Origin of the sequence: Haloferax massiliensis (assembly GCF_001368915.1) — an archaeon.
Classification (GTDB): Archaea; Halobacteriota; Halobacteria; order Halobacteriales; family Haloferacaceae; genus Haloferax; species Haloferax massiliensis.
In genome coordinates this window covers 1,612,961-1,625,662 of sequence record NZ_CSTE01000002.1, presented here as the reverse complement: position 1 = coordinate 1,625,662, position 12,702 = coordinate 1,612,961, and the positions used below count along the sequence as shown (strand labels likewise).

Below are 12,702 nucleotides of genomic sequence, written 5' to 3'. Positions count from 1 at the left end.
TTTGAACCTCACTCGCGACTCGGAGAGTTACTCGCTGGTTCAAATCAGTCCGGCGTCGTTTCTTCGATTCTTCGCTCCGCTCAGAATCGTAGAATATGCCGCCTCCCGGATTTGAACCGGGGACAGCTCGATCTTCAGTCGAGTGCTCTCCCAGTCTGAGCTAAGGCGGCGCGATTCGACAGACGCACAGGAGCGAAAAAACCATTTCGAATTGCGGCGCTACGACCCGCCGTACTCCGACTCCTCCCACCCCGTCACGTCGCTCGGGATGAGTTCGCCGTTGACGTGCCACTCGCGCGGGCGGAACGAGATGCCGAGCAGGGTCGCGTAGAACCCGGCGACGAACGCGACGATGATGTTGCCGGGGATGCCGCCGATGCCGGCGCTCCCGACGAGCGTCGCGCCCTCCGTGTACGTCGTAAGCTGGATGACCCACGCGACGAGCATCACGAGGAAAAGCGGCAGGTACACCCGGCGGAGCCGGTGGGCCAGCGCCTCCTCGAAGGGTATCTTCATGTTCGGCGTGCGGTAGTCCTCGCCGAGTTTCTTCCGCCAGTCCTCGTCGAGGACGCCGCCGTCCGGGTCGAGCGCGTACGCCCAGACGTTCTGCTGAAACATCCGAACCCGCGAGCGCCAGATGTCGTACGCGCGGAAGCGCCGCGCCTCGATACAGAGGAAGATGCTCAGCGTCACCACCCCGAGGAGGATGATGTAGTGCGGGTGCGTTTGTGCGGAAAACGACCACGTCAGAATCCCGGCCATCAGCGTAATCGCCCAGTTGCTGGTCCGGTCCAGCCGCTCCCGCCACGACTTCATCCGGTGTATCTCGCCCCGGTAGAGGTGTGCGAACGACGAACCCGGGCCCATCGTCTCGTCGAAGACGCCCGCGCCGATGTGGGAGTCGTCTATCCCCGCGGGAGGTTCCAGCTCCCCGTCGTCGGACATTGTTGTTCGTTTGATGCACAACTACCGAGGGATAAGAGCCTTCTGGGTCGCGGGTCGGAACGGTGGCTACCGCGCGCCGCGCGGACGCCGCACGCCCGACGCCGGGCGGTCCCGCGGCTCAGGGTGTGTAAAAAATTCTCAGAAATCGATTCGTCTGTCTCTGAATTCGGAGACCGAATTACAGGCGCGTGACGTTGGTCGCGCGCGGGCCCTTGGGGGCCTGTTCGATGTCGAACTCCACTTCCTGACCCTCTTCGAGGTCCGGACCGCCAACATCTTCCATGTGGAAGAACACGTCGTCGTCCGCGTCGTCAGTAGAGATGAAACCGTAGCCGCCAGTGTCGTTGAAGAAGTCGACCTTACCTTTCGCCATTGCCTTTGAATCAAGCGACCTCACGCGGATAAGTCTTCTGAAGAACGCCTCTGGGTCCAGCGGTGCCGTGTGTTCGGTTCTCCGGGGTTGAAACGTCTGAATGCTGTCTTGTTCGATTGCGCCGCCCGGAATTCGATTGCCGCCGACCGAGGGTGACTCTCGGTCGCTCCGCTCCCTCGGTAGTTCGCAGAAAAATGCCGCCTCCCGGATTTGAACCTCGCTCGCAAATCTTCGATTTGCTCGCTGGTTCAGAATTCGGTCGGGTGGCAGTTACAGTACCTGCCACGCTCGCTTCGCTCGGTGGTCAGGTACAGAGAAATGCCGCCTCCCGGATTTGAACCGAAAGAAGACTCACTCCGTTCGACTTCTTGGGTTCAAATCAGTCCGGCGTCGTTTCTTCGATTCTTCGCCCCGCTCAGAATCTCAGAATATGCCGCCTCCCGGATTTGAACCGGGGACAGCTCGATCTTCAGTCGAGTGCTCTCCCAGTCTGAGCTAAGGCGGCTCGCACTCTTCCGAAGCCGGACCGAATCAAAAAGGCTTTCGAATCGCCCGTCGGCGTCCGGTCAGCGGTGCCGGCCGCCCGTCGGGCTCGCCCGCGCCCGCTCCGCCCGCGAACGAATCCCCTTGAGCATCTTCCGCTCCATGGCGAACTGGACCGGCTCGACGACCAATCGGTTCATCGCGCGCTCGCGGAGCGTCTCCGACCGCCCGCGGAACCTGACGACCAGCCGCGTCGCGCCGGGCGCAACCTCGTGCAACGCGAAGGTCCACGTCGCCGGGCTCTCTCCGGTCTCCCAGCCCGGCGCGCTCAACACGAGGCTCCGCTCGGGGTCCACGAAGGCGACCCGGAACGACGGCGCGCCCGACCCCGGCGGGCCGAGTCGTATCTCGTCGCCCACGTCGAGTCGCTGGTGCTGCGGGAGGATTCGGTCCGCGTTGTGAATCTGCAGACCGAACAGGTTCTCCAGTCGCTCGTAGCTGTAGAACCCGCCGCGGCCCTGTCCCAACTGGACGACCCACGGCCAGACCGCCCGCGCGGGGGCCGTAATCGTGATCGCCCGCGTCGAGGTGACGTCCGCGTCGCCGACGAAGTCGTCGCCGGGGAGCCAGCCCGTCGCCTCGTCGTCTGTCGTCCCCCAGCGCCTGTGCCACGGCCGAACCGCAAGGAGGTACGCCCCGACGACGCCGATTCCCGCGAGACCGAGTGCCCGGATGAGTCGTCTCGTGCCCATTTCCTTCACCGTTCGTGCCCCCTTGGAGAGGTGGTGAGATAACCCTACCTCCGGGACTCCGCGACCCGAACGAGCGCGACCCAGACGACCCCGCCGAGGACCGCGCCGACGAGGTTCGCCCCCGCGTCGGCGACGCCGAACGACCGATACGGGAGCACCGCCTGCACGACCTCGATGCCCGCTCCGAACGCGCCGGCGGCGACGACGGCCGCCGCGACTTCCTCGCGCCCCCTCGCGCGAGTCGCGGCCGCGAAACCGAATCCGAGGCCGGCGTACCCGGCCGCGTGGACCCACTTGTCGAGGCCGACGAGTCCGAGCGGACCCATCGGTGTGAGGCTCCCCGGCGGCGTCGGAACGACCGACGCCACGAGGACGACGAACGCGTACCCGAGGGCGACGGCCGCCCGCCGCGGGTTCTCGCGGAGTCGCGCGATTGGGTTCACTACTCGGTGGTGGGTTCGTGGTGGGCTAAAAGGGTTCGCGTCCTCGTGGCTCCGACCGCGACCACGTGAAATTAAATAGCAGGTTGGCGACACGTTTCGACAACCGTGTCGCTACTCCCCCGCTGGTTCACCTCCAAGAACTTCGCAGTACAGCTCATCATCCTCGCGTTGGTCTTCGACCCGCTCGGATTCGTCGGCGGCTACCTACTCGGTCCGTCGCTGGGTGTCGAACCGCTCGTCGGCGGCGCGTTCGGTCTCGTCGCCGCCAGCGTCCCGGTGTCTCTTTTGGTGATGCAACGAAGTGTGTGAGCGGCATCGGGCGGATTCAAACCTCGGTCGCTCGTATAGCAGTCGGTGCTCGGGCGGATTCGAACCTCGGTCGCAACGAGTTGCTCCCTGGTTCGAATCGCCCTCGGTTCACTAATTCGTGTTCGCTGTCGCTCACACAGAATTAGTGGGCTCGGGCGGATTCGAACCACCGACCTCAGCCTTGTAAAGGCCGCGTCATAACCAACTAGACCACGAGCCCTGCACCTCAATCGAACCGGTTCGCGCTCATAACGGTTTTCGTTTCGACCGGTCCCCGGAACCCTTAGACGCGCGGCGACCGTCACGTCCGGCAATGACCTCTCGCGCGCGAACCGCTCTGCTCGTCGTCGCCGTCGTCGTCGCGGTCGCGAGCGTCGCGTACCTCACCAACCCGGCGGTCGTCCCCGGCTCGACCGACGGCTACGAACGGACCACGCTCACCGTCGTCGACGACGAGACCGGCGAGACGCTGGCGACCGTCGACGCCCGCGTCGCCGACACCCGTGCCAAGCGCTTCACCGGCCTGAGCGACACCGAATCGCTCGCCGAAAACGAGGGGATGTGGTTCGTCCACGACTCGTCGGGCACCTACGCCTACGTGATGCGCGACATGGACTTCCCCCTCGATATCGTCTTCGTCGCCGAAAACGGCACCATCACGCGCATCCACCACGCCGAACTCGACCCCGAGGGGACGAGCGAGTCCGACCTCACCCGCTACCGCGGAACCGGGAGGTACGTCCTCGAACTCCCCTACGGCTACACGAACGAGACCGGCATCTCCGCGGGCGACCGGGTCGAAGCCGAGTAGAAGCGAAACGCCCGAAGGGCCGGCGACCGTAGGCCCCACCATGACAGAACACGTCGCGGCGCTCTCCGAACTCGAAGGCTGGCGCGCCGAGGGGTTCGCCGCGCGGGTCCACTACCGCGGGGCGGACGACGCCTACAGCATCGAGTACTACGAACCGTCCGACTGCGTCCTCTACTGGAAGGTGAAAGGCGACGGCGAAGTCGCGGTCCCCGTCGGCCGCGACACGGTCCCCGACCCGCTCCGCGAGCGCGTCCGGCAGGACCTCGTCGAGGCCGGCGTCGACCCCGACGTCGAAGACCGAGTCGTCTGACGTCCGGGTTGCGTCCGACCCGCTCCGACCGGTCGGTGTTCCAGTACGTCACAAAGCCTGATACGTAGTTGGTAACAATCTCACAATATCTGTATTTGTGCCGACGTGTTGTAGTCGAATGTGTTCTATGTCGACACACATCACGAGGAGAGGTGCGCTTCGCGGACTGGGGCTCGCCGCGCTTCCGGCGCTCGCGCCGGGCGTGTCGCGGGCGAGGCCGACCGGGACGGTGCTCTCGGGATGCGCGAGCATCACCGAGTCGGGGCGGTACTACCTCGACGGAGACCTCGACTGTCTGGAGATTTTCGCCGACGACGTCCGCGTCGACGGCCGGGGGTACGCCGTCGTCGGCGAGACGGCTATCTCGGGCAGTCGCGTCTCGATAGCCGACATCGCGCTGACGAAGGGCGGACGAATCACCGATTCGAGCCGGGTGACGATAGCGGACTCGCAGGTCACCGGCTATCCGAGCGACGAGAGACAACAGCTCGTCATCGCGGACTCGTCGCGCTGTGCGGTGACGAACACGAGCTTTTTCATCTTCGAATCGGAGAGCGTCGTTCTCAGACGCACCACGCGGACCCGATTTGAGTCCTGCACGCTCATCAGTCCCGTCGTGCTCACGCTCGTGGACTCGCACCGAAACGAGTTCGTCGACTGCGAGTTCCTGACCGAAGACTTCCCGGTGAGGCTCGTCGGAAGCTCTCGAAACCTGTTTCGACGGAACCTCGCCGACGGCGGTGGTCCCGGCTTCCACCTCCGCGACAGCCACCGAAACCGCTTCGTCGAGAACGAGGTCCGTATCATCATCGCCGGGTTCGAACTCGTCGGAAGCGACCGCAACGCCCTCCGCGAGAACGTCGTGACGACCGGCCTCTCGGCCCACGGCGTCACGCTGGACGACTCCCACCGCAACCGACTCATCCGGAACGACCTCTGCGGCGTCAGCCAACAGCCGGTCGTCGAATCCGGCGGTTCGAGCAGGAACACGGTTCGGAACGCCTCGTGTTGAACTACCGGCGGCCCGCTCCCGCACCCGAGTACTTTACTGCGCGCGCCCCTTGAACCGCTGTCGTGTCCCCTGAAACCGACGACGACCCGTTCGAGGACCAACGAGCGCGGGTCGACAACCCGATGCGGCGGCTGTTCGCCGAGTACGGCCGCGACAACACCTTCGAGTTCGTCGTGGGCGTCCTCGCGAGCGTCGCCGCCCGCGTGCTCGACCTCATGCCGCCGGTCATCCTCGGCCTCGCCATCGACGCCATCATCCGACAGGACAAGTCGTTCGCGGCCGGCTTCCCCGTCGTCCCCGAGGCGTGGATCGCCCCGTTCGTCCCCGCGACCAGAGACGGTCAGTTCTTCTTTGCCGTCGGCATCATCGTGTTCAGCTTCACCGCCGGCGCGCTGTTCCACTGGCTCCGCAACTGGGGGTGGAATGCCTTCGCCCAGCAGATTCAACACGACGTTCGGACCGACACCTACGACCGGATGCAACTGCTCAACATGGACTTCTTCGCCGACAAGCAGACCGGCGAGATGATGTCCATCCTCTCGAACGACGTGAACCGCCTCGAACGGTTCCTCAACGACGGGATGAACTCGTTTTTCCGCCTGTCCGTGATGGTCGTCGCCATCGCGGTGGTCCTCCTCTCGTACAACTGGCAACTCGCGCTCGTCGCGCTGCTGCCGGTGCCGCTCATCGCGCTGTTCACGTGGAAGTTCGTCGGCATCATCCAGCCGAAGTACGCCGACGTGCGCTCGTCGGTCGGCAAACTCAACTCCCGGTTGGAGAACAACCTCGGCGGCATCCAGGTCATCAAGACGTTCAACGCCGAACCCCACGAGTCCGACCGCGTCGACGGCGTCTCGATGGACTACTTCGACGCCAACTGGGACGCCATCAACACCCGCATCAAGTTCTTCCCGGCGCTCCGCATCCTCGCGGGCATCGGCTTCACCCTCACGTTCGTCGTCGGCGGCCTGTGGGTCATCAACGGACAGGGTCCCGGCCCCTTCACCGGCGACCTCGAAATCGGCGAGTTCGTCACGTTCATCCTGCTCACCCAGCAGTTCGTCTGGCCGCTGGCCCAGTTCGGGCAGATCATCAACATGTATCAGCGCGCCCACGCCTCCAGCGCCCGCATCTTCGGCCTGATGGACGAGCCCGCGCGACTGGCCGAACAGCCCGACGCGCCCGACCTCGCCGTCTCCGAGGGCCGCGTCGAGTACGACGACGTGACCTTCGGCTACGGCGACGGCGAGACCATCGTGGAAGACATCTCCTTCGAGGTCGACGGCGGCGAGACGCTCGCGCTCGTCGGCCCCACGGGCGCGGGGAAATCGACGATTCTCAAGCTCCTGATGCGGATGTACGACCCCGACGAGGGGCGCGTCAGCATCGACGGACAGGACGTGCGCGACGTGACCATCTCCAGCCTCCGGGAGTCCATCGCCTACGTCAGCCAGGAGACGTTCCTGTTCTACGGGACCGTCCGCGACAACATCACCTACGGGACGTTCGACGCCGACGACGAGGCGGTCGTCGCGGCCGCGAAAGCCGCCGAGGCCCACGAGTTCATCTCGAACCTCCCCGAGGGCTACGACACCAAGGTCGGCGAGCGCGGCGTGAAGCTCTCGGGCGGCCAGCGCCAGCGCGTCTCCATCGCCCGCGCCATCCTGAAAGACCCGGACATCCTCGTTCTCGACGAGGCGACCTCGGACGTGGACACCGAGACCGAGATGCTCATCCAGCGCTCGCTGGACGAACTCACGGCCGACCGGACGACGTTCAGCATCGCCCACCGCCTCTCGACCATCAAGGACGCGGAGCAGATTCTCGTCCTCGAAGACGGCCGCATCGTCGAGCGCGGCACCCACGACGACCTCCTGTCGGAAGACGGCCTCTACGCCCACCTCTGGGGCGTTCAGGCCGGCGAAATCGACCAACTCCCCGACGAGTTCGTCGAGCGCGCCGCCCGCCGACAGGCCGAGGTCGACGCCGGCAACGACTGAGCGAAGCGCCCACCACTAAGGGCGGGGCCGACCCTTCTGTCGCCATGCGACTCTCCGAGGCCACCTGGACCGAGGTCGCCGACCTCGACGCCGACCTCGCGGTCCTCCCGGTCGGAAGCACGGAACAGCACGGCCCGCACGCGCCGCTCGGCACCGACGCGCTCAACGCCGAATCGGTCGCCGAGGCCGGGGCCGAGGCGTTCGACGGCGAGGTCGTCGTCGGTCCGACCATCCCGGTCGGCGTCGCCGAGGAACACCGCGCCTTCGACGGCACGCTGTGGGTCTCGCCGGACACCTTCCGCGCGTACGTCCGCGAGACCGTCGAATCGCTCGCTCACCACGGCTTCGACCGCGTCGTCGTCGTCAACGGCCACGGCGGCAACATCGACGCGCTCGCGGAGCTCTGCCGGCGCGTCTCGCGGACGGGCGACGTCTACGCGGTCGCGTTCACGTGGTTCGACGCCGTCGGCGAGCACTCTTCGGACATGGGCCACGGCGGCCCGCTAGAAACCGCGCTCCTCCGCCACACACACCCCGAACTGGTCCGCGAGGACCGAATCGACGAGGCCCGCGAGGGCGGTGCCGACCGCTGGGGCGAGTGGGTCTCGGGCGTCAACCTCGCCCACGACTCCGACGAGTTCACCGACAACGGCGTCGTCGGCGACCCGGCCGACGGTGACGCCGAACGCGGCGCGGAACTGGAATCGCTCGCGGCCGACTCGCTCGCGTCGCTCCTCGACGCGGTCGAGAGCCGAGAACTCGACTGAACGGTCAGCGACTCGCGCGGCGATTACTCTTCGTCTTCCTCGTCTTCTTCGGCGTCGTCGGCCGCCGCTTCCGCCGCCTCAGCCGCGTCGGTGAGTGCGCCGCGAAGTTGCGGCATCGTGTTGGTGAGTTCCCCGACGAGTTCGTGGGCCTCATCGACCATCTCGATGAGCTCTTCGAGCTCTTCGATGGCCTCTTCGAGGTCCTCGGGGTCGTCGAACGCCTCGGCGCGCTGGCCGATGACGTACCACTTCTTGGCCTGTCGGACGTGCTCGGCCGCGCCCTCGACGTTGAGCGAGGACCGGAGGCCGTTGAGGACGCCGAGGACGTTGTCGGCCTCGGCCTCCCACACGTCGTCCGGGTCGGGCAGTTCCGACCGCGCCTCGCCGAGGTGCTCCTCGACGTCGGCGCGCATCTCCGCCGCCGCCTCTCCGAACAGGTCGTCGTCGCCGAGCGTGCTTTGACTCATGCTCACACGTTCGGCGCGTGGGGGTTTAAAAACGACCCCGAAAGTGAAAGTGAAATCGAACGACTCGGTCGCGGTTGCGGCCGTTTTCCGACCTCACTCGACGGACACGAGTTTCATCAGCGGGTAGCCGTCCTCCATCTCCATGCGCGTCCGGACGCGAACGCCCTCGTAGTCGATTTCCATCTCGACTTCCATGAACCGCCCCGTGAGTTCGGTGTAGTCGGCGGCCGACTCGGCGAGTTCGGCCTCCAGTGCGCCGTCGAGAATGTGCACGGAGACCGACTCGCAGTACGGTTGATTCTCGATGGCCTCGGCCATGGCCCGTTCGAGGCTCCGGGCGCTGTCGGGCGAGACCGGCGTGCCGGCGAACTGGTGGTAGAGCGTCCCGAACTTGATGCCCGCCTCGAAGCAGGCCGTCTGCGGGTCTGTGACCATACCGGGAACTCCGCCGCCGCCGGGTAAAGTTCGCCGGTCGAGGTGGCGAGCGAGCGCGAATCGGTCCTTACTTAGCCTCCCTCGCCGGACGTTACACCGAATGGACCAGCCGGTTTTGCTGACGGGGGCTGGCGGGCGCGTCGGCCAGGCGATACTAGGGCACATCGGCGACGCCTACGACTGGCGGCTTTTGGACCGCGAGCCACTCTCCGACGAGAAGATTCCCGAATCGGTCGACCCCACGGAGGTGTACGTCGCGGACGTTACCGACGAGACCGCCGTGCGAAACGCCATGGAGGGCGTTCACGCCGTCATCCATCTCGCGGGCGACCCGCGGCCCGAAGCGCCGTGGGACAGCGTCCTGCGGAACAACATCGACGGCACCCAACAGATGTTCGACGCCGCGGTCGACGCCGGCGTCGAGAAGTTCGCGTTCGCCTCCTCGAACCACGCCGTCGGCGCGTACGAGACCACGGACCGGACCCCGGACATGTACCGTCCGCACCACGAGTTCCGACTCGACGGGACCGAACTCCCGCGCCCGAGTAACCTCTACGGCGTGAGCAAGGCCGCAGGCGAGACGCTCGGCCGGTACTACCACGACCACCACGACATCTCTGTCGTGAACGTCCGCATCGGCAACCTCACCCAGCACCACCCGCCGAAGGAGTACGAACGCGGACAGGCGATGTGGCTGTCGTACCGCGATTGCGGGCACCTCTTCGAGTGTTGCATCGAGGCCGACTACGACTACGAAATCGTCTACGGCATCTCCGACAACGACCGGAAGTACTACTCCATCGACCGCGCCCGCGCGGTGCTCGGCTACGACCCGAAGGACAACTCCGCCGAGTTCACCTTCGAGGGCGAACCGCTGGACGATGCCTGACTGCGGCGTCGGAACTCCGATTTTCGGGGCTCTCGAACGCCCGTTCTCCAGCTAGGTCGTCGTGTGGAACGGCCGGTCTGGAGGCGTGCGAACGGAACGGGAGAAAGTTTATAGAAATTCGACACGAACGGGAGCGTAATGTCGTTACTGGGTTCCAGTGCGGAGAACTCGGAACTCTCGCTCCGCGACGCGGTGTTACTCGTCTGCTCCCTGTTCGTCTTTCACCTCGGTCGGGGATGGGCGCGGGGACTCGTCGAAGGGGACTATCTGCTTGGCGTCGTCGGCTTGCTCCTTGCCCTCGCCCCGGTCGTCTGGCTACTGCTCGTAATTAGGAAGGAGTATCTCTGAAACGATATCGTCTCCGACGACGTTCGACGGACCGCTCTTTTTCTCACTCGAACAGGCCGCTCACGTCGTCTTCGCGGCGTCGCCGCCGGCGGACGTGCTCGCCCAAGCGCTGAAACACCAGCCCGCGCTGGGCCTCGTTGCGCACGAAGTCGAACACCATCGCCGTGAACTGCGTCTGTTCCCCCTCGGCGATTTCCCCGCGGGCGTATTCGACCGCGTCGGCGACGACCGACTCGTCGTACCCGTCCAGTTCCTCCGCGAGCGTCTCGGCCGCGACGGCGACCGCGTCGAAATCGAGGTCGTCGTAGGTGACGACCCGTCCGTAGACTCGGAGCGCCAGCGGGTCGTCGGCGACGGCGGGGTCGGCTTCGAGCCGTGAGAGGAACGACCGAACCCCGGCGAGGTCGACGCCGCGGTAGTCGTCGCCGAGACCGTCGAGGTACTGCCGGGCGCTCCGGGCGAGGCCGACCGCGCCGGAGTCGTTGCCGTCGCGGGCGTGATGGACCGCCGCGGTGAACTGGATGAGGCCGTGGAGGAACCGCTCGTCGTCAGTGTCGCGTTCGAGCGACAGCCACCGCGACTCCCACGCGCCGTGGGCCGCCCGGTACGCGCCCGCGTTGTAGATGGCGACGCCTGCGCGAAGCGAATCGTCCATGCGAACCGTTCGCCGCCCACGAGTAAAGATTCCGCGAAGACGGGGCTCGCCCGCCGTAGGCCTTGCATACTTATCCCTCTCGGGAGCATATGAGGTATGATAGCACATGAATGCCCTCGAAACCCTCGTCGGAGGTGTCGAACGATGACCCAGTCTCCGGTTTGTATCCGCTGTGGTGAGCAGTACCTGTTCACGCGGGCGTACAAAGGCAACTACTGTCGGGACTGTCACGGGTCGTGGGCCGCGAAGCCCCGGTCCGAGGAGACGCCTCGCCCCCGTCCGCAGCGGTCGCGGACGACCTCCTCAGTCCGCCGCCGGGAGGACGACGGGCGGTCGCCCGACCTCGAACCGCCCTACGATGAGGCGTAAGCGCGCTTTTTCCGGTCTGGACTGCCGAGAGCGCTCGGCGTTCCGCGGGTTTCCCCGACGTTTCGGTTCGATTCGACTCGGTAGGCTCCCGTTAGCGACGGTTAGTCCGTGGGTTCACCCCGTCGATTGACTCGGCCGGTGTCTCTATACGTCGTCCGGACGACCCCTACCGAAATGTCGCCCGAGCCGATTACCATCCATCTCGTCGGGGACTCCACGATGGCCGATAAGGAGGCGAACGAGCGTCCTGAGACCGGGTGGGGAATGCCCTTCGCCGACTGTTTCGACGACGCCGTCACGGTGGCGAACCACGCCCGAAACGGCCGCAGCACCCGCACCTTTCTGGAGGAGGGTCGTTGGCGTCCCGTGGTCCGCCAGTTGACCGAGCGCGACTACGTGTTCGTCCAGTTCGGCCACAACGACGAGGTGCCCTCGAAGGAACAGCACACGACCGAGGCGGCGTTCGTCGACAACCTCCGCAAACTCGTCGGCGAGACGCGCGAACGCGGAGCGACGCCGGTGTTACTCACGTCCATCGCGCGCCGCCACTTCGACGGCGACGGCGTCCCGAAAGACACTCACCGCGAGTACGCCGACCTGACGAGAACCGTCGCGCGCGACCGTGACGTTCCGTTCATCGACATGGACGAGCGAACGCGGTCGCTCCTGGAGGAACTCGGCCCCGCAGAGTCGACGGCGCTCTACAACCACCTCGAACCCGGCGAACACCCGAACTATCCGGAAGGAGTCGCCGACGACACGCATTTCAGCGAGCGCGGGGCGCGCCGCATGGCCGAACTGGTGCTCGACGGAGTCGAAGAACTGGAGCTCGGACTGGCCGCTCACGTCGAGTCCTGACGGATATTTGAACTCACTCACTTCGCTCACTACGTTCGCTACGCTCCCTGTTCAAATCTCCTCGGTGGCCGCTCACCGCGGACAGACCGAGAGCCACAGAGGACTCTCGGAGAGTAGTGCTCTAAAGGAAAGCGTCCTGACGGAGATTTGAACTCCGGTCCCTGGCTCCGCAAGCCAGGAGGATAGTCCACTACCCTATCAGGACTGTCTTACTGCATTCTCCGGTACTCGACGGTTACTTAAGACGGTTACGATGTGGACTCCCAATGAACCGCGGGACCACGGCACGAGGCGGGCGTCGGTGTGCGTGTCGCACGCAAGGACTTTTTCGCCGGCAAGCCTAGCCCCGGACGTGAATCGACGCGCGCTCCTCCTCGGAACCGCCGGGCTGTGCGCCTCGCTCGCGGGGTGTTCGAGCGGCGGCGACGCGGCGGAGCAGTCACCGGCGGGCACCGGCGACGAGACCGGGACCGCGT

The 12,702-nt window shown here is 65.7% G+C and carries 17 protein-coding genes and 4 tRNA genes; 10 read left to right on the top strand and 11 right to left on the bottom strand.

Translation table 11 applies throughout. The annotated features are described in order from the left end of the window. Nucleotides 1-96: 96 nt before the first annotated feature. From BN996_RS12400 to BN996_RS12375, 6 genes are all read right to left on the bottom strand, one after another. Nucleotides 97-170, bottom strand: a tRNA-Phe gene (locus BN996_RS12400). A 49-nt stretch (nucleotides 171-219) separates the two neighbouring features. Continuing rightward, the gene (locus BN996_RS12395; RefSeq protein WP_089779414.1) at nucleotides 220-945 is read right to left on the bottom strand and encodes a DUF2270 domain-containing protein; all 726 of its coding nucleotides are present in this window, start codon (nucleotides 943-945) and stop codon (nucleotides 220-222) included. Between the two features lie 178 nt (nucleotides 946-1,123). Further along, the gene (locus BN996_RS12390) at nucleotides 1,124-1,318 is read right to left on the bottom strand and encodes a cold-shock protein (RefSeq protein ID WP_004057909.1); all 195 of its coding nucleotides are present in this window, start codon (nucleotides 1,316-1,318) and stop codon (nucleotides 1,124-1,126) included. Nucleotides 1,319-1,749: 431 nt separating this feature from the next. Beyond that, a tRNA-Phe gene (locus BN996_RS12385) sits at nucleotides 1,750-1,823 on the bottom strand. Nucleotides 1,824-1,884: 61 nt separating this feature from the next. Beyond that, nucleotides 1,885-2,553, bottom strand: coding sequence for a hypothetical protein (locus BN996_RS12380; RefSeq protein WP_089779948.1), 669 nt, complete (start codon nucleotides 2,551-2,553; stop codon nucleotides 1,885-1,887). Between the two features lie 44 nt (nucleotides 2,554-2,597). Continuing rightward, a complete protein-coding gene (locus BN996_RS12375; RefSeq protein WP_089779412.1) occupies nucleotides 2,598-2,996 on the bottom strand; it encodes a VanZ family protein in 399 nt (132 codons plus the stop codon). Nucleotides 2,997-3,101: 105 nt separating this feature from the next. Here BN996_RS12375 and BN996_RS12370 point away from each other — a divergent pair, with 105 nt between their 5' ends. Continuing rightward, complete coding sequence (locus BN996_RS12370) at nucleotides 3,102-3,305, top strand: DUF8141 family membrane protein (RefSeq protein ID WP_089779410.1); 204 nt, start codon at nucleotides 3,102-3,104, stop codon at nucleotides 3,303-3,305. 146 nt (nucleotides 3,306-3,451) lie between these two features. Here the strand turns inward: BN996_RS12370 and BN996_RS12365 are convergent. Then, nucleotides 3,452-3,525 (bottom strand) — tRNA-Val (locus BN996_RS12365). Between the two features lie 93 nt (nucleotides 3,526-3,618). On the opposite strand from BN996_RS12365, the gene BN996_RS12360 reads away from it, so the two are divergent. From BN996_RS12360 to BN996_RS12340, 5 genes are all read left to right on the top strand, one after another. Further along, nucleotides 3,619-4,116, top strand: a complete 498-nt coding sequence (locus tag BN996_RS12360; RefSeq protein ID WP_089779408.1) for a DUF192 domain-containing protein — start codon at nucleotides 3,619-3,621, stop codon at nucleotides 4,114-4,116. Between the two features lie 40 nt (nucleotides 4,117-4,156). Then, nucleotides 4,157-4,426 (top strand): DUF7538 family protein, encoded by a 270-nt coding sequence (locus BN996_RS12355; RefSeq protein ID WP_089779406.1) that lies wholly within the window; start codon nucleotides 4,157-4,159, stop codon nucleotides 4,424-4,426. Nucleotides 4,427-4,553: 127 nt separating this feature from the next. Continuing rightward, complete coding sequence (locus BN996_RS12350) at nucleotides 4,554-5,438, top strand: right-handed parallel beta-helix repeat-containing protein (protein ID WP_089779404.1); 885 nt, start codon at nucleotides 4,554-4,556, stop codon at nucleotides 5,436-5,438. 62 nt (nucleotides 5,439-5,500) lie between these two features. After that, a complete protein-coding gene (locus BN996_RS12345; protein ID WP_089779401.1) occupies nucleotides 5,501-7,438 on the top strand; it encodes an ABC transporter ATP-binding protein in 1,938 nt (645 codons plus the stop codon). A 44-nt stretch (nucleotides 7,439-7,482) separates the two neighbouring features. Then, nucleotides 7,483-8,205 carry a creatininase family protein gene (locus BN996_RS12340; RefSeq protein WP_089779399.1) on the top strand — a complete coding sequence of 241 codons (723 nt, stop codon included), beginning with the start codon at nucleotides 7,483-7,485 and terminating at the stop codon, nucleotides 8,203-8,205. A gap of 23 nt (nucleotides 8,206-8,228) precedes the next feature. Here the strand turns inward: BN996_RS12340 and BN996_RS12335 are convergent, their stop codons facing one another. Together BN996_RS12335 and BN996_RS12330 are read right to left on the bottom strand one after the other, a co-directional pair. After that, complete coding sequence (locus BN996_RS12335) at nucleotides 8,229-8,672, bottom strand: DUF5790 family protein (RefSeq protein ID WP_089779397.1); 444 nt, start codon at nucleotides 8,670-8,672, stop codon at nucleotides 8,229-8,231. Nucleotides 8,673-8,765: 93 nt separating this feature from the next. Continuing rightward, the gene (locus BN996_RS12330; RefSeq protein WP_049968055.1) at nucleotides 8,766-9,107 is read right to left on the bottom strand and encodes a dihydroneopterin aldolase family protein; all 342 of its coding nucleotides are present in this window, start codon (nucleotides 9,105-9,107) and stop codon (nucleotides 8,766-8,768) included. Nucleotides 9,108-9,207: 100 nt separating this feature from the next. Between BN996_RS12330 and azf the strand changes: the two genes are divergently transcribed. Together azf and BN996_RS12320 are read left to right on the top strand one after the other, a co-directional pair. Then, nucleotides 9,208-9,996 (top strand): NAD-dependent glucose-6-phosphate dehydrogenase, encoded by a 789-nt coding sequence (azf, locus tag BN996_RS12325; protein WP_089779396.1) that lies wholly within the window; start codon nucleotides 9,208-9,210, stop codon nucleotides 9,994-9,996. Nucleotides 9,997-10,134: 138 nt separating this feature from the next. Further along, nucleotides 10,135-10,344 (top strand): hypothetical protein, encoded by a 210-nt coding sequence (locus BN996_RS12320; RefSeq protein WP_089779394.1) that lies wholly within the window; start codon nucleotides 10,135-10,137, stop codon nucleotides 10,342-10,344. 43 nt (nucleotides 10,345-10,387) lie between these two features. Here BN996_RS12320 and BN996_RS12315 read toward each other — a convergent pair whose 3' ends face one another. Beyond that, the gene (locus BN996_RS12315; RefSeq protein ID WP_089779392.1) at nucleotides 10,388-10,999 is read right to left on the bottom strand and encodes a DUF309 domain-containing protein; all 612 of its coding nucleotides are present in this window, start codon (nucleotides 10,997-10,999) and stop codon (nucleotides 10,388-10,390) included. A 144-nt stretch (nucleotides 11,000-11,143) separates the two neighbouring features. Here BN996_RS12315 and BN996_RS12310 point away from each other — a divergent pair, with 144 nt between their 5' ends. Further along, nucleotides 11,144-11,368 (top strand): DUF7564 family protein, encoded by a 225-nt coding sequence (locus BN996_RS12310; RefSeq protein WP_089779390.1) that lies wholly within the window; start codon nucleotides 11,144-11,146, stop codon nucleotides 11,366-11,368. A 174-nt stretch (nucleotides 11,369-11,542) separates the two neighbouring features. Continuing rightward, on the top strand, nucleotides 11,543-12,226 hold the full coding sequence (locus BN996_RS12305) for a rhamnogalacturonan acetylesterase (protein ID WP_089779388.1): 684 nt from the start codon (nucleotides 11,543-11,545) through the stop codon (nucleotides 12,224-12,226). A 132-nt stretch (nucleotides 12,227-12,358) separates the two neighbouring features. Here the strand turns inward: BN996_RS12305 and BN996_RS12300 are convergent. Then, nucleotides 12,359-12,431, bottom strand: a tRNA-Arg gene (locus tag BN996_RS12300). Nucleotides 12,432-12,702: the final 271 nt, after the last annotated feature.